Here is a 16250-nt window from a genome sequence, read left to right on the forward strand (position 1 = left end):
TGTAAATGTTACATTTAATTAACGTCATTGTAGCAACTTTGTAGTCTTTTGTCCATCAAAAATTTCCCGTTTGCCATGCCCGGACCCTGAGGCCCGTTTACAGCTGTACGTACGGATTGCGGCTTTTCTCGAACCCGATGGATGTCCGCGGACCATGTCCCGGATACACTTTGACTTCGTCGTCCAGTCGGTACAGCTTGCCGCGTAGCGAGTTGACCAGATCGTTCTCCCTGCCGCCGGGAAGGTCGGTACGTCCGACGCCAAGCCGGAACAAAACATCGCCGGAGAACAAATCGTTGCCGCACAAAAAGCTCACGCTTCCGGGAGAATGCCCCGGCGTATGCATAACCTTAAAGCTCAGACCAATCAGATTCAGGGTTTGTCCCTCCGCCAAATCGTATTCGGCCGGCTCCGTCGAGATCGGCGGGGATACCTCCGGCCACATCAGCGAACCGTTTAGTTTGGGACTGGTCAGCCATTCGCTCTCCAGCGGATGGACATAAACAGGACATTTCTTCAATTTGCGGATTTCGTCCACGCCGCCGATATGATCGAAATGCGCATGGGTCAGCAGGATCGCTTCGATCTCCATGTCGGCCACGGCACGGATAAGTCCGGACGGATTCATGCCGGGATCGATGATGATGCCCCGTGAAGGATCGGCGCCGGTCAGGAGATAGGCATTGGTCTGCAGCGGGCCTAAGTTATAGGATCTTACGTTCAGCATCATCTTATAACCCGGAAAGCAGGCTGCGCAGCTCGCTGGCAATCACAGCATGCGATTCCGTTCCTTCCCCGTAGGCTTGCCCCATAGCCTTGCGTACTTCAGCGATCCGGCTCTCATAGTCCGGCGCTTCGCGATCCGGATTCTCCTGTTTGAAGGCGACCATCAGCGATTGCACATGCGCGGGACGCGGTCCCCATTGGCCGAGCACGTATCCGCCGGTATCGGCAACAATGACGATCGGAACCGATCTGCCTCCCATCGTCAGGAAGTCATCCATTAAGTCCTGGTTGTCTTCCAGAATCAGCACCTCTGTCTTGATGCCGGCAGTCTCGAGAATACGGAACACAACCGGTACATTGCGCACCACATCGCCGCACCAGTCGGCCGCCAGAATCAGGACCCGCAGATCATCGCGGTGGTTCAAGCTCTCAAAAAAGGCTTTGTCCTCTTCATTCTCCCAGGCAAACCGTTCATACCAGGATTCGAAGGCCTGCTGGTTTTGGGTCATGCTTTCCACGAACTGGCGGGGCGTCAGCCCTTGGCCGAATTTGTGGGCTACATTCTTTTTCATACGCCGCTTCCTTTCTTCTTGGATTTGTACCATTTGAATAAAAAGTATACGATAATGAGCGCGATGGCGCCTAGAATAATCTCATGGGTATATGTTGCCGCAACTTCGTCAATGGTCTCCCATTTATCGCCGAGCGTGTAGCCAAGGTATACGAAAAGCGCACTCCACGGAATGACTGCAAGCGTAGTCAGCAGCGTGAACTTGCCCAGCGGCATGCGGGAAATTCCCGCGGGAACCGAAATGGCATGGCGGACAACCGGAATAAAGCGCGCCGTAAAAATAACGCCTGTTCCGTATTTGTTGAACCACTCTTCGGAATGATCGATATGTTTTTTGGAGATAAAAATATATTTGCCGTAACGTTCAAGCACCGGCCTGCCGCCATAACGTCCGATCCAGTAGACAAAAATTTGGGCGATAACCCCGCCTACCGTACCGAATGCAACCGCTCCGAAAAAATTGATATCTCCCTGCGATACCAGATAACCGCCGTATGCGAGCACAATCTCACTCGGAATCACCTCGATCATGAGTCCAATCATAATTCCGAAGTATCCGAGGCTTTGGATCCACTCAAACAATTGCGAGACGATATCTGAAAAAAAATGCAACAGCAGCTCCTCCTCCCGTAAAATTTGCGAAAGTTCGGCTTTTCGGCCCGATAATCAGGGTCTTTGCCGCTCTCGCTCTATTTATCCAGCTTCTCCTAGCCTATTCTAGCATATGCGGGGTTACGACTTCTACTTGGGTCAAACCGCATTGACAGCCAAACCCGTTCGGACTATTGTATATTTAGATAATTGTTTAAATATCGAAGGGTTGGTGATGGACATGAACGATTCGTTCAAGGCGCTGGCCGACCCCACCCGCAGGCAAATTCTCCGGCTGCTGCGGGAGCGGGACCGGACCGCCGGGGAGATCGCCGATTTTTTCCAAATGACCAAACCGAGCATCTCGCATCACCTGACCATCCTAAAGCATGCCGGACTGATTCAGGATACGCGCCAGGGGCAGTTCATTCTGTATTCGCTCGATACAACGGTGCTTGAAGAGGTGCTTGGCTGGTTTCTGGAACTGACCGGAACGGGAACGGACGACAGCGAAAACGGAGGTAGAGAACAATGAAGAGTTTCAAATGGAAGTGGCAGGATACGCTGGTGGTCATCCTGGGCGTGTTAACACTGGGGTACGGCCTGATCAATTACGGCAAGCTGCCGGATCAGCTGCCTTCCCATTTTGGCATCAGCGGGGAGGTCGACTCTTACTGGAGTAAAAATTCCGTATTCATTCTTGCCGCCGTGATGGGGCTTTTGTTCCCGATCGGCATGCAGTTTATCCGAAAGATTGATCCGAAGCGGGAAAATTACGAGCGCTTTGAGCACGCCTATAAAATGATCCGGCTGTTTATTGCTGTCGTGTTCGATGCCTTTTTCGTGATATCGGTCTCCTACGGCCTGGACGATCAATTTCAAGCGGGAAAATGGGCGCTGGTATTGGTGGGGCTGATGATCCTGCTGCTCGGCAACTATTTGCCGCAGGTGAAAGACAATTATTTTATCGGCATCCGCACGCCGTGGACGCTAAATAACCCCGACGTGTGGCGGCGGACGCACCGCTTCTCCGGTTTGGTATGGACGGCAGGCGGACTGCTGATTCTTATCGGCGTATTTTTGCCGAAGCCGGCAATGGTAACAATGCTTGTTGCCTCGCTCGCGCTCATCACAATCTTGCCGCTGTTCTACTCCTGGATGATATCGGAGCGCAAAAAAGCGTAGGGCTTTGGGAGGGTCCGGCAGGCAGGATAAGCTGTGGGTGCCCCCCGGGAAGCCGGATGCAGATCGGGGCTTATGCAGATCGGGGCTTCTATTGGATCTTACGGGATTGCCGCCCCGTCGTCTGCGGTGCCTCCCGATACGGCTTGGCTGCGGAAGCGTTCCGGTTCCGCAGCCAGCTGGGTCAGCCGGAGCTGCAGGGCTGCGGCTGACGGTCCATATTCGAACCGGCGGTCATTATGGCCGCCGGTTCGTGCTGTTCCGGCGGCCAGCAGCCGGAACTGCCGCAGCAGCGCCAGCCCTGCGCCGGCGCTGCGCCGGGCGCGGCCCGGATCGCCGGCCAGCCGCTGCGCTGTGGCGATGCCGAGCATCCCTTGCGCGGCCTGCATTTGTTTGCCGGCATTGTACCGGTCGAGCCGCAGGCTCCGGCGGGCCCAGTGCAGTGCGTCTGCGGCATCTCCGCTCCTCATATAGCTGCGGGCCAGCGCCCAATTCAGCCGCGGGTCCTCCGTCGACCGGGCCAGACCCTGCTTCAGCGCGGTTTGCTCCTCAGCGGCGGGAAGCAGCCGTGCCAGCAATAGCACCACGCGCGGCTGGCCCGGATCGTACGCGAGCGATTGCCGCAGCAGCGCAATCTTCACCGCGGGTTCATCCGCTTGCATCGCTTTGCGGTACAAAGCGTCCCCCTGCGCAGCCGAATAAGCCATCCGTGCGAGCGGAAGCCCCGCCAGGCTGATCGCCAGGATGCAGGCTAAGCCTAGCTGCGGGAAAATGGAGGTACGGAGATGATAGAATTCGCGGGGCTTTGCCGCTGCCGGGCTGAAAGACGATTGCGGCGGCAGCGGTGAGAAGACAGCCTCCTCATGGCGCGGGGACCGGGTGATTGCTGACGGCCTGCTCTTGGCTATTGCCGGCGCAATGGACGTTACCGGGGCATATTCGGCAACAGCAAGTGCTGCCAAAAGCGACAGCAGCAGCCAGATCAGGCCGTAGCTCCAGTCAAAATCGACCGCGCCATGCAGGACGACTGCCGCAAACGGCGCGAACCGCCGCGGCGAAGCTTTGGCGGTCAGCCAGCCGGCGGCGAGCAGCCACAGCACAACGCCGGCTAATCCCACAATGCCAAGATTGAGCAGAATATCGAGGTAGCCGCTGTGCACCTGGCTGCCCACATAGGGGCTGGACTGGACGGCGAGGTAACTGCCGTGCCAGGTCTCGCCCCCGCGGCCCAGCCAGGGTGCCCGCCCCGCGAGCCGCCAGGCATCGCGGTACAGCTCGCCGCGGGCCAAGGCGGTCGCCGGCGTGCCGCCGACCCGCCCGCGCACCAGCGGCAGGACGGCGCAGCCTGCCGCCGCCCAGAGCAGCGGCGCGTACAGCCGCTGCTGTAGCAGACCCGCCGCTCCCTTCGGGCGGCGGGCCAGCCACAGGCCGGCGAGCAGCGCGCCGGCCCAAAGCCCGGCCAGCGCCAGCAGGCCGGGCCCGGGCTGTACCGCCAGGCCGCCCGCGGCGTACTGGCGGTACAGCAGCGCCGCCGCAGCCAGCGGTGCGGCGGCAGCGGCAAGAAGCGGCGCGGCCAGCCGCCGCTTCAGGGGCAATGCCGCCGCGGCGGCCGCGGCCGCGGCGAGCCACGCGCCGCGCGACTCGCTGAGCAGCAGCGCGGCGGCGTAGGGGAACAGCGGCAGCTGGCGAAGCAGCTGCCGCGCGGTTCCTTGCGGGAAGGCTTCGCCCGCAAGGAACCGCATCAAGACTGCCGGGCCCCGCAGCCCCAAAACGCCCGTCTTCCCAAACACTGCTTGCGCAGGTCTCGTCGGTTCTGTGCCGGTCGTTCTGCCTGCCCGGCCCCGCAGCCACGCTGTTACTCCGCCTTTTTGTTCGGTCTCAGCCGAATTCTTACCTGACCCTGCTGCGCTGCTTTTTTTGACATTTGCTTTGCCTTCGGATGTTCTTCCCTTCCGGCCGTGAACCTCCCCCAGCGGCTCCTGCACCCTGCCGCCATCCTCCCGCACGGCTTCGGCCACTGCGAACCAGCGCTCCAGCCCAAATATCGCCATCACCGCGCCAAAGGTATTGGGATACTCCAGCAACCCACCCAGTCTCACGCCGGTCGCGCTGATCTCCGGGGAAGCCGTACGCAGGACAGCATAAGGCAGCGGGACGACGCCGCATACCGCCAGCAGCGCACTCAGGCTGAGCAGCAGGCCAACAATATGCCAAAGCGCGGCAAGGGCGGTACGCCCGCCACGGGTTGCCGTGCTAAGACAGGCAAGCCAGGCGAATGCGGTATAGAATCCCCAGCGGAAAAGCTCGTTCATCGTCCCGGTTAGGGATACCGGCTCCAGCCGCAAATGCAGCGCATAGAAAGCAGCAATCACCGGCGGGGTGAACAGCAGTATGACAAGCACAGGCACGGGCAATCGGAAATCCGGGGCGGAATCATCCTCCGGTTGCTCCTTGAACCGTGCAGATTGCAGTCCCCCATTGAAACCGGCAACGTTCCGCTGGCGCTTTAATAAGGGTAAAGACGCCGGATTGCATTGGTTTTGATAAACATAAAAAAGCAGACCAAGTCCGCAGACGATCCCCGCAGGGGGAAGCCAGAATGACAACAAGGGATACATGTCCGCCGTGAAAAACATCCCCCGCAGCAGGCAGGCCGAAAGCGCCGCAACAGCCACCAAGCCCACCGAAAGAATCCGCAGCGCTGTTAGCGTCGGTCCACTCTTTCTGCCATCCACTTCCTGTCCCCTCCCTTTGACGTAATGCCCGTCAGCCGTCCTAATTCCGCTGGCTCCGGTACCTCAGTCACAGTCTCGCCAAAAAAACGGGTAAACAACGGCAACGCAAAAGGACGGTCATTCTCTCTTGAGAATAACCGTCCACGATAAAGGTGCTCGATGTGCTGAAACACTAGGCACCAACAACAAATGGCCATCGTAACGGACCTGAGCGCCGCTATTCCCGGGAAATAAAGCTATTTCCCAACGCTATGGACACCAGAGACCTTATTTGATGAAAATGTGCACGAGAACATGGCTTTATCAACAAATAACGGCGCTTCGGTCCGTTAATTCGCTGAAATGGGCAAAAACAGGCAAATAAGGGCTGTCAGGTCCGTTAGCTGCTTTCCGCTAACGTTCTTTCCATGAAAATTGCAGCGCAAAGAACTATAGGTTTGCTGTGCGGCCTTTGCTGCAGCTGTTGGAAATTTTTGAAACTCCTTTATGGTGCTTTGGCAGTTTTGGAGGCTTTTGTACTGCTTTTGTGGTGCGGCTTTAGGCCTTTGTCCAGCTTTTGTGTGTATCTCACCTTTTGGCGGCTTCTGCGCTGCTCTTTGTGAAGCGGCTTTTGTGCGGACTGTTCCCTTAGCCAGCTGTTGCCGGCTTGCCATACTCAGGCTTCGCGCCGGGATTCCCCCCAACCGGAGAAAATCTCTCGCGTTCCGCCAGCGCCAGCACTACCCCTTGCCTTCATTACCCGCAACCTCCAACCGCCTTATTCCACCGCTTGTCCGGCAGGCAAACGGCCCTCCAGCGCGCGTTCCAGGTAAGGCTTGGCCCCCAGAAAATCACGGAAAGCGGCATATTCCCGCCACTTGGCGGCCTGGTCGCCGCTCGGACTTTTGACGGCACGGATCAGGATGTTCTTCGGCGTGTGCTCCATGTCGATGAACTCCAGCAGCTGGGTACGGTAACCGACCAGGTCCAGCAGCTTGGCGCGGATGGCGTCGGTCGCGAGCGCCGAAAAGCGTTCCTTGAGAATCCCGTGCGACAGCAGGGGACTAAGCACGTCATTGTCGATCTGGCCAAACAGCTCATGTTGGCAGCATGGCACCGAAAGAATGACGGAGGCGCCCCAGCGGACGGCTTTTTCAAGGGCGGCGTCGGTCGCCGTATCGCAGGCATGCAGGGTGACGACCATGTCGACCTGCTCCAGCTCATTGTATTCGGCGATATCGCCCACGAGGAAGCGGAGCTTGTCGTAGCCCAGCTTGTCGGCCAGCTCGCTGCAATGCGCGATAACGTCCGCTTTCAGATCAAGGCCGACGATGCTCAACTCCCGCCGTTCGCGCACGGCCAAATAATGATACAGCGCAAACGTCAAATACGATTTGCCGCAGCCGAAATCGACGATGGTCAGCGGCCGGCCCGAAGGCAGATCGGCAAGCACGTCCTCCACCATCTCCAGGAAACGGTTGATCTGGCGGAACTTATCGTATTTCTTGGCCAGCACCTTGCCTTCGGCGTTCATGATCCCGAGCTCCACCAGAAACGGCACCGGCTCGCCCTCATCCAGCACATATTGCTTCTTGCGGTTATGGGCCAAGCTGCCTGCCGTTTTTTTGGTCGGTGACTTGGTCAGGACCGACACCTTGAATTTCTTGCTGATCAGCACCTGATAATCCGCTTCGGCCGTGCAGACCAGCGCCTGGCGGAAGGTGGCGCGAAGCAGCGCCATCATTTCTTCGGCTGCTTGTTCCTCAGGAATATTGCGGTGCTCGACCTTCGGTCCGGTAAAATAGGCGAACTGATAGTGCAGCTTGCCCTTCAGTTCCACCGGCTTGATCTGCACCTTGCTGTATGTGGCTTCGCCCTTGCTGCGCAGCTGGCTGAAGCTGGCGGTAATCAGCGTCCGGGCGGTAACGATTTGTTCGATTAATGCCTGTAAAGATTCCACGGCGTACCTCTCGCTTTCTGCTCAAAAATAAGCACCGCTATTATAGCATAATTCGGCGCAAGAAATGAGAACGGCCTCCGTCAAGGGCTGACCGACTTCGCGGTTAACCGCGCCCATTCTTCCCGGCCCTGACGGACTTCGTCCAGCGGCAAGCCGCCCTGCTCCAGCTTTTCCTGCGGCAGCAGCAGCAATCGCTCATACCAGGCGCTGCCTTCCGCGCCTACGTCTTCTCCCTGCTCCCATAACCGGTACAGACTGTCTTCCGCTTTGGCATACCGGCCCAGCGACTCCAGATAAGGCCACAGCAAATGTTCGGTGGCCACGGGAAGCCTGTACCGCTCCGTTTCGGCCAGCAGGCTGTCCACCTCTGCGGTCAAGCCGAGCAAAGACCGGTCCGCGCCGCCGCGGTCGGCGTACAGGAATAGATGCAGCGACCGCAGATTCCGCTGCAGCGATTCTTCGCTTTTTCCGGCAGCACCATAGATAGAGGCCTCTTCCTTGAGGAGCCGGGCGACGCCCTGCAGCTTGTCGGTCTCCAGCACCCCGCCCAGCCGGAACATGTTGATGAGATCATCCAGGGCCAAAGAGTTCATCAGCCTGGAGTTGAGGCGGAAATGCCGGTTCAGCAGTTCATCGACTTCCCATAACGCCTCGGTATTTTTTCGTTCTTGCTTGAGCGTGAACACCTTGGCGACCATCGCGGTCATGTCTTCAATCATGCGTACAATGTAATCCCTGCGGAACAAAGCAGTCTCCCCTTTCCCGTGTACGAGTCTGTACTCTGCCTGGCTTTATCTTAACTCATACGTGGGGAGAGGTTCCACTTGCGCTCCATATTGACGGAAACCAGGCGGCAAGCTATACTCGAAATAACCGATCTGGATTACAGAATGATCCAATTCGCAGAACATGCCGGACTGCAGAACGAACCTTACTACAGTACAAATTTTATCGAGGAAGGCTGTTCTCAACCTTTTTCTAAAATTCATTAAAGGAGCACATGCGGATGGAACCCTTCCCTAAACCTTTGGAGATCACTTCCGAACAGAGCAAACTGCTTGAATCCGCGCTGCGGATCAAAATCATGCACATGCTGGCCGATACGCCGCTGACCTCGAAGCAGGTTGCCGACCGCCTGCACAAAACGCCGGGCAATGTCCATTACCATATGATGAAGCTGTATGAGGGCGGATTGCTCGAGCTGGTACGGACGGAGACGGCCGGCGGAATCGTCCAGAAGTTTTACCGCTCCAAAGCGACCTGGTTCAACGGCCCGGAATTCAGCGGCTTCCAGTTTACGCCGGAGAATACGGTGGAGCATTTCACCACGAGGCTGACGCTGTCATCCGAAGAACTGGCGCTTTTCCGCCGGGATCTGATGGCTTTCATCTCCTCCTGGGAATCCAAAGTTACCCATGGCGGCGAATACGGCCTCGACATCGTGCTCGGCCGTTTACAGCCGGAAAACGAAGAGGCCCATCCCGAGGTGAGCCCATAGATGTTGCCTGCCCCCGCCGAAGACGTCAAACAGCGTCCGCTGCAGCGTTTTCTCGCCCCGTTTGCCGCGTCGAGAGCCTTTTTGTTCTTATGGCTCGGACATATGGTCTCCTTCCTCGGCAGTTCGATTACCATGGTGATCCTGCCCGTGCTGATCTACTCGCTGACCGGATCCACGACGATCATGGGGATGATTATGGCCGCCTATATGCTGCCGAACGTGATTATGCTGCCGATCTCCGGCCATATCGTCGATAAGTATGACCGTGTCCGTATCATGATGCTGGCCGATGTCGCCCGATTCCTTATTATGGCGGCTACAGCCGTTTTATCGCTTACCGGCGTGCTCAGCATTCCGATGCTGTACGTGTTGTTCGCCATCTACGGTCTGCTCGACGGCCTCTTTCAGCCCGCTTATGCCGCGATGCGGGCCACGGTGTTCACGCCGGACATCCGCATCGCCGCCAACTCGCTGACGCAAATGACAACGCAGGCCATCCGCCTGCTCGGTCCTTCGCTGGGTGGCCTGCTCGTTACCCATTTTGCGGCGGGTACGGGCTTTGGCCTGGATGCCTTCAGCTACCTGATCTCGCTCGTCTGCCTCATCTTCTTGCGCAGGGTGCTGACCGGCCGTTACAACGCCGCTTCCGCGCCCGCGGCCGTCCAAACCGCGGTCCCTGTTAAGGAGAGGATTGCCGGGCATTGGAAAGGCGATTTCAAGGAAGGGTTAGCCGTGCTGCGCAGCCATCCCTGGCTTTGGATCACCATTCTGGCCTTTTCGTTCATTAACATCTGTTACGGAGGCGTTACTACCGTCCTGGTTCCCTGGCTGTTCAAGGTACATCACGGCTGGAGCCCCTCCGTCTATGGGCTGGCGCTGACCTTCTCCGGCGTTGGCGCGTTGTGCGCCGGGTTTATCTATGGCCTTCGCTCCAGCTGGAAACACCGCGGATGGATGGCCTACGGCGGCGTCCTGCTGAGCGGCTTGGCGCTGCTGGCGCTGCCGTTTGCGCCAAATCCGGCCGTTGCGATAGCGCTGTTTGCCCTTGATGGCTTCGGCTTGATGATCTTCGGGCTGATCTGGGAGATCAGCCTGCAGGAGCTGGTGCCGCAGGAAGCGTTCGGCCGCGTCGCCAGCCTCGACATGCTGGGCTCCTTCGCCCTGCTTCCGGTCGGGTACATCGTGGTCGGCAGCCTGGCCGACGCTTTCGGCGGCATAATTACGATGGCGCTGTTCGCTTTGGCCGGCATCGCCTGCACCGCGCTGGTGCTGATGAATCCGGCCATCCGCAAATTCCAATAAAAAATAGTCCCAGGTTCCGTTGTAAGGCGGAACCCGGGACTATTTGATTTTGATATCTGCGTTTATTTCGCCACTCTTTGCATGGCCGGCACAAAATCCTTGATGATCTCCGCCAGCCGTTCCGGAGCTTCAAACATACTCATATGCCCCGCCCCGGAGATCGTCGCTTTCGTGACATTCGGCTTGTCGGCCGTAAACGCCCGCTCAGGCGTAACGATGGCATCCTGATCACCGGCGACCAGCAGCACCGGCAATGCCGAAGCGGAGATGACATCCCGGCGGTCCGGACGTTCGCGCATCGCCAGCGCAGCGCCGACCGCGCCTTGCGGCGGCGTCCGGTAACCGATTTCTTTGGCCCGCTGCAGCAGCTGCGGCGCCGCATCCGGCGCGAACAATCCCGGCACGAGCTGATCGACAAAATCGGTTATGCCTTCGCTCCGGATCTGGCTGACGCTCTTCAGCCGCTTCTCCTTCGCTTCCTCGCTGTCCGGATATCCGGTAGAATGGATCAGCCCAAAGCCCTTCAGCCGCGCCGAATGGCGCTGGGCAAACGACAACGTGATGTACCCGCCGAGCGAATGTCCAAGCAGATAACATTTAGGGATCTCCAATGCGTCCAGCAGAGACAATACGTCGTCCGCCATTTGCTCGATGGTATAGGCACCCAGCGGCGCATCCGATGCGCCATGGCCGCGCAGATCGGGGGCGATGACGCGATAGCGGCCGCTCAAATACGGTATGACCTGCTCAAAATAGCTGGAGCTTCCGCAAAAACCGTGCAGCAGCACGATGACCTCGCCGGAACCCTGGTCGCTGTAACAAATATTGTTTCCTTCACACCGAATGTTTTCCATGGCCGCTTCCTTCTTTCCATATGTAGTGACATACAGTTACAGCTTTTGCTTTTCTTAATTATTTAAGCCAAAGCAGGAGCCTTGAAACGCAGTTATTTAAAATTAAAACCAAATCCCTGCGCCGCCGCAGCGGCGATTTTGTTGGACATCACCATGACCCGGTGCAGCGGAGTGGTCTGCAATATGCGGTACGGCCACGGACCGTTTACATCAACAATCGCCGCAAGGCTGGCATGGCCTACCGCCGGCAGCGATATGCCGACGGATTGCGCGGGCCGCAGCGGCTCCCGCGCGACAAAGTAACAACCCAGCGCCGCGGCAGGGCCGAGACAAGCATCCACCGCAACGATATACTGGTCCGGTCCGATGGCGGCAAGCCTATCCACCAGATTGTTCGCATCGCAAGGATCAGGCAGCGTACCGACTACGTTCGGGAAGCCATATTCCGTCAGCTTGCTGCCGGTCAGCGGCCCGAGCGCGTCTCCGGTGGAGCGGTCCGTGCCGATACATAAAAAGGTAATCTTCTCGGCCGGGTGCAAAGCGGCAAGACCGGCGAAAAATTCGACCAGTCCGGCGGCATCCGCCTTCATCCGTTTGCGGCTCTCCTCTTCCCTGATCGCCACCCGCTTCACTCCTTCCCTAACTGAATAGTTCCTCATCCAAAAACGATTTTCTCTAATTTATCATAATTCCATTGCCGCGGACAAAAAAATGGTGTTCATGAACAAAAGCTGTTAGAATAACTCGGAGATACGAAAAAGAGAGGACGGTTCCAATGGATTTATCGCAGCCCAGCCAGGAAAACGTGGAATACATGATCGAAGCCATCAAGAGCAAGCTTAAGATGGCCAGCGCTGCCGCCATGCAGGCATCCGCTTTTTCCGTGGAGCATTATGAAGATATTATGGATATTTACGAGGTGACCATGAGCAGCGAACGGCTCAGCATCGCCCAGGTTGAGGCCTTGGTATCCGAGCTTGGCCGCCTGCGCAACAAATCCAATTAAACCGCTGGATCAGCAAAAACGCCTTGCCCTTCCGTCGCCCCTCCGGGCAGCGGCTAAGGCAAGGCGTTTTTTTAGCGAATGGAACGGTATACTCCTTTGCGGCCTCCGCATAGTGCTTGAGTATACCCCGAAGCTGTTGCCCCTAATTTCAAGTTTTACTTCCCGGGACGGTTTACGGCAAGTCGATCAGCACAAGCTCAGCGTCGCCCTTGCTGCTCGTCCCCTTCAACGTCAAATCGCCGCCGCTGCGGATGCGTGCCGCATCGCCAGGCTCCAGTTGAAACACGCCGTCAGCCCCGGTCACCTCCAGATTTCCGGAGACGACATATAGATGAAGCCGGCGGTCGCCATTTTGCGGATAGGCGAGGCTTTGCCCCGTCTCCAGCGCAGACAAATGGATGTTCACCTGCTTGTCCAGCTCCAGAGCTCCCTCTGTCCCGACGCCCGACACTACGGTCAGCAGGCGGTTGCGCCTGAATTCCGGCGGATAAAACTTTGCGTTCCATTGCGGCACGGCTTCAGGTTTATCCGGCAGAATCCACATTTGCAGAAACCGCACGTCTTCTTCCTCCGAAGGATTCGTCTCCGAATGGTTGATTCCCGTTCCCGCGCACATGAGCTGCACGCTGCCTGCCTGAAGATCGGCGTGGTTGCCGAGATCGTCCTGATGCCGCAGCACGCCGCTGATGACATAGGTGATAATCTCCATATCATGATGCGGATGCTCATGCATGCCTTGCCCCGGCTTCAGCACGTTGTCATTGTGGGCCAGCAGCGCCCCGAAATGGGCATTGCTCGGATCATCGTAATCGGCGAACGAAAAGCTGAATTCACTGTGAATCCATTCCCGATTCGATGTATGGCGCTGCGCCGATGTAACGATTTTAAACATGATGGATTGCACCTCCAGGTGGTTTGCGTCCTCCTGCCATAAGCACACGGGGTGCGCTGCCAATCTGAACAAGTTGTGGCAGGTACTGTAATTATGTATTGTTTACCCGGTTATTTCTTCCCTCAATCAACGGTGAAACCCCGTGCTTAACGGCACTTTTTGACTGTTTCAGCCCATACCTCAACGTTTATATACGAAGTAAGATCGCTGCAGGATTATCCTGACAGGCGATATCCTTTTCTTAGCGTTACACATTATCCATACAAGGAGTGATTGATGATGAATAAGGCAGAAACGGAATATCCAATGGACAGCGGACACACTTTTTTGAAGGGTATCTTTATCGGCGGACTTCTTGGAGCCGCAGCTGCGCTGCTCTTTGCGCCTAAGCCCGGCCGCGAGATGCGCAGCGACTTGTCCGAAAAGCTGTCGCTTGCAACCGATAAAACGAAAGAAGTAGCCGGCACCTTGACGGATAAGACGAAATCCCTTGCTTCGACTGTCAGCGAAAAAGCTACCGATCTGGCCGGCGTTGTATCCTCCAAAGCCTCCGATATCTTCAGCACGGTCAGCGACGGCAAACAGCAGATCGCGGCTACGCTGCAGGAGACCGGCCAAAAAATCGGCGCTACCGTCACCGAGGCTTCCGAAGATATCGCCTCTGATGTTAAGGATGCGTCCAAGAATGTAGCCGGCGAAGCCAAAGAAGCTTCCAAGGACGTCGCCGATACGGCAAAGGAAACGAAAGAGGAAGTTCAATCCTCTTATAAATCGTCTTATTGATCCACCGTCCGGGTGAATCATGGCACTCGAAGCAGAACGAACCAGGGCAGCCAGCTCACCGCAGCTGGCTGTTTTTATTCCAAAGAGCCTTGGGGCTGCAGAAAGCGAGGAATCATTATGGGGACAGCAAGCAGCAGACCGAAAGCGTATGAGGTCGACGAGCATCCGTTTGAACTTAGACATGAAGTAAAGCGCCTCAACGCGCGGCTTGATCAAATTGCCGATTCGCTGGAGAAGTCGGAGTTCAAGGATATTCTCGAGAACTACACCAATCCGAAAAAAAGAATCCTGACCAACCTGATGGCGGGCATTTCCCGGGGTCTTGGCCTGTCGCTCGGTACCTTCATTATCCTGGGGCTACTCGGGTATATTGCCAGCCTCTTTATCGACGTCCCGGTCATCGGGGAATATCTGGGCGAGATCAAAAAATACATCGATGCCAACAACTGAGCATAAGCTGTCACGTCAAACCGCCGGTACACATACAAACAGGACAAGCCCCCTTTAAGCAAGGAGGCTTGTCCTGTTTCACTGATGATACAAATCAATAGGAGGAGTTCGCCATAATCTGTTTCAGTTTTTCGGTGGCCCGCTTCTGGATACGGGAGACGCTCATCTGCGAAACCCCCAGCTTCTGGGCAATCGCCCGCTGCGATTGGCCGTCTTGGAAGGCAAGCAGCAGCACCTGCTGTTCCTGTTCCTTGAGCTGGCCGAGCGCCTGCTGCAGGTCCATCCGTTTTTCCACCGTTTCATAGTCATTGGCCTCGGAGCTGATCAGTTCGCCCAGCGTTGCGCCCGTCTCTTCCTGAGAGAGCGGCGAATCCAGCGATACATAATGATAGCACTCCCGGCCGGCCAGCACTTCCACCGTTTCTTCCACGGACAGGTCAAGGAAGCTTGCAATCTCGTCAACCGCCGGCGATCGCTCCAGCTTGATGGTTAGCTCATCAATGGCTTGCTGGACAAGCGCACCTTTTTCCTTGATTCGTCGGGGAACCTGGATATACCATGATTTGTCGCGAAGGAAATTTTTCATGTGGCCGATCATGCTCTTCATCGCATAAGGCTCAAACGGAATCCCCAGGCTAATATCATACTGCTGAAGCAGCCGGATCAATGCCATTTGTCCGACCTGATACAAATCCTCATACAAATCCGGACGGTTGCGGGCGATTTTGCCTGCCGCCATTTTGACCATCGGTTCATAAGTACGGATCAGCTCGGTCGCGATATCGTTATCCTTCGTCTGTTGATACTCCCAAATCATGCTTACCGCTTCGCTCATGGATTCAGGGGGAGTCACTTTCTCATTCATACTTTCTCCTCACTGAAATGAAGTCGTTTTGTCAGGGTCACGACCGTCCCTTTTCCTGCTTCGCTCACCACGCTAACTTCATCCATGAGCGCTTGCATTAAATAAAATCCGAGCCCGCCCACCTGAACATCACTCAGCTCTTTGTCATGCAGCGTCATGTGTTCGCCGGACTTGTCCGCTTCGTCAAAGCTCTCCCCTTCGTCTTTGACCGTAATCGACAAGCTGCTGGACCCTACTTCAAAAATGACATCGACCAGACCGTCCTCCTGCCCGTAGGCATACAGAACGGAGTTGTTACAGGCTTCGGAGACAGCGACCTTCATGTCCTCGATGTCTTCATAGGTAAACCCCATTTTGGAGGCTATGCCATATAAGTTAAGTCTGACGATATCGACATATTCTGCGCTGGCGGGTAACTGAAGAATTACTTTTTGCACGTCATCACTCATCCTAATTTCTATCCTTTCCTAGTGGGAATTCTCTTGGGGGGCAAAAAACTTGGAGATGCCGGTCATGTCAAACAGCTTCTGGATTTGCGGCGGAACCTCTTCGACCGTAAATTTGACGTCCATCCCATGCCGCGCTTTCAGAATGGACAGCAGAATGCCGATACCTGTGCTGTCTATATATTTCAAATCCTTCAGGTTAATGACGAGATCCAGCCCCGTATCTCCCACGAGCGGTTCCATAACCAGGCGAAAATCGGGAGCTACCGACAAATCCAGCTCACCGATCAGATAAACTGTACATACATTGCCTTCCGTTTCGGTCTTTGCGTGGAACTTTTCGCTTTTATGAGTATTCATAGACAATCTCTCCTGATATATGTTTTCTTTACCAATAACCCTAAAGTCAC

Annotated in this window: 19 protein-coding genes; 7 read left to right on the forward strand and 12 right to left on the reverse strand. The window is 56.4% G+C overall.

Features of this window, described 5'->3' with window-relative positions; translation table 11 throughout:
• Window positions 1–97: 97 nt before the first annotated feature.
• The 3 genes from BMW84_RS20625 to BMW84_RS20635 are packed head-to-tail and all read right to left on the reverse strand — an operon-like array spanning window position 98 to window position 1909.
• Window positions 98–730, reverse strand: a complete 633-nt coding sequence (locus tag BMW84_RS20625; RefSeq protein ID WP_091071629.1) for an MBL fold metallo-hydrolase — start codon at window positions 728–730, stop codon at window positions 98–100.
• A gap of 1 nt (window position 731) precedes the next feature.
• A complete protein-coding gene (locus BMW84_RS20630; protein ID WP_091071631.1) occupies window positions 732–1298 on the reverse strand; it encodes a thioredoxin family protein in 567 nt (188 codons plus the stop codon).
• Window positions 1295–1909 carry an undecaprenyl phosphate transporter UptA gene (locus BMW84_RS20635; protein WP_091071632.1) on the reverse strand — a complete coding sequence of 205 codons (615 nt, stop codon included), beginning with the start codon at window positions 1907–1909 and terminating at the stop codon, window positions 1295–1297. The genes BMW84_RS20630 and BMW84_RS20635 overlap by 4 nt, the downstream gene beginning before the upstream one ends.
• A gap of 220 nt (window positions 1910–2129) precedes the next feature.
• Here BMW84_RS20635 and BMW84_RS20640 point away from each other — a divergent pair, with 220 nt between their 5' ends.
• The gene (locus BMW84_RS20640; protein WP_175498968.1) at window positions 2130–2423 is read left to right on the forward strand and encodes an autorepressor SdpR family transcription factor; all 294 of its coding nucleotides are present in this window, start codon (window positions 2130–2132) and stop codon (window positions 2421–2423) included.
• Window positions 2420–3073 (forward strand): SdpI family protein, encoded by a 654-nt coding sequence (locus tag BMW84_RS20645; protein ID WP_091071636.1) that lies wholly within the window; start codon window positions 2420–2422, stop codon window positions 3071–3073. Before BMW84_RS20640 ends, BMW84_RS20645 begins: the two co-directional genes overlap by 4 nt.
• Before the next feature lie 98 nt (window positions 3074–3171).
• Here the strand turns inward: BMW84_RS20645 and BMW84_RS20650 are convergent, their stop codons facing one another.
• The 3 genes from BMW84_RS20650 to BMW84_RS20665 form a co-directional block, all read right to left on the reverse strand.
• The gene (locus tag BMW84_RS20650; RefSeq protein WP_091071637.1) at window positions 3172–5805 is read right to left on the reverse strand and encodes an O-antigen ligase family protein; all 2634 of its coding nucleotides are present in this window, start codon (window positions 5803–5805) and stop codon (window positions 3172–3174) included.
• 757 nt (window positions 5806–6562) lie between these two features.
• Window positions 6563–7744, reverse strand: a complete 1182-nt coding sequence (locus tag BMW84_RS20660) for a class I SAM-dependent methyltransferase (protein WP_091071640.1) — start codon at window positions 7742–7744, stop codon at window positions 6563–6565.
• Window positions 7745–7824: 80 nt separating this feature from the next.
• On the reverse strand, window positions 7825–8490 hold the full coding sequence (locus BMW84_RS20665) for a DUF6483 family protein (RefSeq protein WP_091071642.1): 666 nt from the start codon (window positions 8488–8490) through the stop codon (window positions 7825–7827).
• A gap of 260 nt (window positions 8491–8750) precedes the next feature.
• On the opposite strand from BMW84_RS20665, the gene BMW84_RS20670 reads away from it, so the two are divergent.
• Together BMW84_RS20670 and BMW84_RS20675 are read left to right on the forward strand one after the other, a co-directional pair.
• Complete coding sequence (locus BMW84_RS20670) at window positions 8751–9242, forward strand: ArsR/SmtB family transcription factor (protein WP_254773074.1); 492 nt, start codon at window positions 8751–8753, stop codon at window positions 9240–9242.
• On the forward strand, window positions 9243–10544 hold the full coding sequence (locus BMW84_RS20675; RefSeq protein ID WP_091071646.1) for an MFS transporter: 1302 nt from the start codon (window positions 9243–9245) through the stop codon (window positions 10542–10544). It abuts the gene before it with no gap.
• A gap of 62 nt (window positions 10545–10606) precedes the next feature.
• Here BMW84_RS20675 and BMW84_RS20680 read toward each other — a convergent pair whose 3' ends face one another.
• Together BMW84_RS20680 and yyaC are read right to left on the reverse strand one after the other, a co-directional pair.
• Window positions 10607–11398, reverse strand: a complete 792-nt coding sequence (locus BMW84_RS20680; RefSeq protein WP_091071648.1) for an alpha/beta fold hydrolase — start codon at window positions 11396–11398, stop codon at window positions 10607–10609.
• A 92-nt stretch (window positions 11399–11490) separates the two neighbouring features.
• Complete coding sequence (yyaC, locus tag BMW84_RS20685) at window positions 11491–12021, reverse strand: spore protease YyaC (RefSeq protein ID WP_091071650.1); 531 nt, start codon at window positions 12019–12021, stop codon at window positions 11491–11493.
• 152 nt (window positions 12022–12173) lie between these two features.
• Here yyaC and BMW84_RS20690 point away from each other — a divergent pair, with 152 nt between their 5' ends.
• Complete coding sequence (locus BMW84_RS20690) at window positions 12174–12404, forward strand: DUF1128 family protein (RefSeq protein WP_091071651.1); 231 nt, start codon at window positions 12174–12176, stop codon at window positions 12402–12404.
• 172 nt (window positions 12405–12576) lie between these two features.
• Here BMW84_RS20690 and BMW84_RS20695 read toward each other — a convergent pair whose 3' ends face one another.
• Window positions 12577–13296 (reverse strand): pirin family protein, encoded by a 720-nt coding sequence (locus tag BMW84_RS20695; RefSeq protein WP_091071653.1) that lies wholly within the window; start codon window positions 13294–13296, stop codon window positions 12577–12579.
• A 279-nt stretch (window positions 13297–13575) separates the two neighbouring features.
• Here BMW84_RS20695 and BMW84_RS20700 point away from each other — a divergent pair, with 279 nt between their 5' ends.
• Together BMW84_RS20700 and BMW84_RS20705 are read left to right on the forward strand one after the other, a co-directional pair.
• Window positions 13576–14079, forward strand: a complete 504-nt coding sequence (locus BMW84_RS20700) for a YtxH domain-containing protein (protein ID WP_091071655.1) — start codon at window positions 13576–13578, stop codon at window positions 14077–14079.
• 117 nt (window positions 14080–14196) lie between these two features.
• The gene (locus BMW84_RS20705) at window positions 14197–14529 is read left to right on the forward strand and encodes a DUF5665 domain-containing protein (protein ID WP_091071657.1); all 333 of its coding nucleotides are present in this window, start codon (window positions 14197–14199) and stop codon (window positions 14527–14529) included.
• Between the two features lie 94 nt (window positions 14530–14623).
• On the opposite strand, the gene BMW84_RS20710 is transcribed toward BMW84_RS20705, so the two are convergent.
• From BMW84_RS20710 to BMW84_RS20720, 3 genes are read right to left on the reverse strand one after another with little or no spacing between them, the layout of a single operon-like run.
• Window positions 14624–15394, reverse strand: a complete 771-nt coding sequence (locus BMW84_RS20710) for a sigma-70 family RNA polymerase sigma factor (protein WP_091071658.1) — start codon at window positions 15392–15394, stop codon at window positions 14624–14626.
• Entirely contained in the window at window positions 15391–15843 is a 453-nt protein-coding gene (rsbW, locus tag BMW84_RS20715; protein ID WP_091071660.1) for an anti-sigma B factor RsbW, read from the reverse strand. Before rsbW ends, BMW84_RS20710 begins: the two co-directional genes overlap by 4 nt.
• Before the next feature lie 18 nt (window positions 15844–15861).
• Window positions 15862–16200 (reverse strand): STAS domain-containing protein, encoded by a 339-nt coding sequence (locus tag BMW84_RS20720; protein ID WP_042200066.1) that lies wholly within the window; start codon window positions 16198–16200, stop codon window positions 15862–15864.
• Window positions 16201–16250: the final 50 nt, after the last annotated feature.

Source organism: Paenibacillus sp. NFR01 (assembly GCF_900111565.1).
Lineage (GTDB): Bacteria > Bacillota > Bacilli > Paenibacillales > Paenibacillaceae > Paenibacillus_AQ.

What these genes read in the sequence shown, in the direction of transcription:
- BMW84_RS20625 (WP_091071629.1), bottom strand. Translation starts at nt 730, where the DNA reads ATGATGCTGAACGTAAGATCCTATAACTTAGGCCCGCTGCAGACCAAT.
- BMW84_RS20700 (WP_091071655.1), top strand. Translation starts at nt 13,576, where the DNA reads ATGAATAAGGCAGAAACGGAATATCCAATGGACAGCGGACACACTTTT.
- BMW84_RS20690 (WP_091071651.1), top strand. Translation starts at nt 12,174, where the DNA reads ATGGATTTATCGCAGCCCAGCCAGGAAAACGTGGAATACATGATCGAA.
- BMW84_RS20710 (WP_091071658.1), bottom strand. Translation starts at nt 15,394, where the DNA reads ATGAATGAGAAAGTGACTCCCCCTGAATCCATGAGCGAAGCGGTAAGC.
- BMW84_RS20705 (WP_091071657.1), top strand. Translation starts at nt 14,197, where the DNA reads ATGGGGACAGCAAGCAGCAGACCGAAAGCGTATGAGGTCGACGAGCAT.
- BMW84_RS20670 (WP_254773074.1), top strand. Translation starts at nt 8,751, where the DNA reads ATGGAACCCTTCCCTAAACCTTTGGAGATCACTTCCGAACAGAGCAAA.
- BMW84_RS20675 (WP_091071646.1), top strand. Translation starts at nt 9,243, where the DNA reads ATGTTGCCTGCCCCCGCCGAAGACGTCAAACAGCGTCCGCTGCAGCGT.
- BMW84_RS20645 (WP_091071636.1), top strand. Translation starts at nt 2,420, where the DNA reads ATGAAGAGTTTCAAATGGAAGTGGCAGGATACGCTGGTGGTCATCCTG.
- BMW84_RS20720 (WP_042200066.1), bottom strand. Translation starts at nt 16,200, where the DNA reads ATGAATACTCATAAAAGCGAAAAGTTCCACGCAAAGACCGAAACGGAA.
- BMW84_RS20630 (WP_091071631.1), bottom strand. Translation starts at nt 1,298, where the DNA reads ATGAAAAAGAATGTAGCCCACAAATTCGGCCAAGGGCTGACGCCCCGC.
- BMW84_RS20680 (WP_091071648.1), bottom strand. Translation starts at nt 11,398, where the DNA reads ATGGAAAACATTCGGTGTGAAGGAAACAATATTTGTTACAGCGACCAG.
- BMW84_RS20695 (WP_091071653.1), bottom strand. Translation starts at nt 13,296, where the DNA reads ATGTTTAAAATCGTTACATCGGCGCAGCGCCATACATCGAATCGGGAA.
- rsbW (WP_091071660.1), bottom strand. Translation starts at nt 15,843, where the DNA reads ATGAGTGATGACGTGCAAAAAGTAATTCTTCAGTTACCCGCCAGCGCA.
- BMW84_RS20640 (WP_175498968.1), top strand. Translation starts at nt 2,130, where the DNA reads ATGAACGATTCGTTCAAGGCGCTGGCCGACCCCACCCGCAGGCAAATT.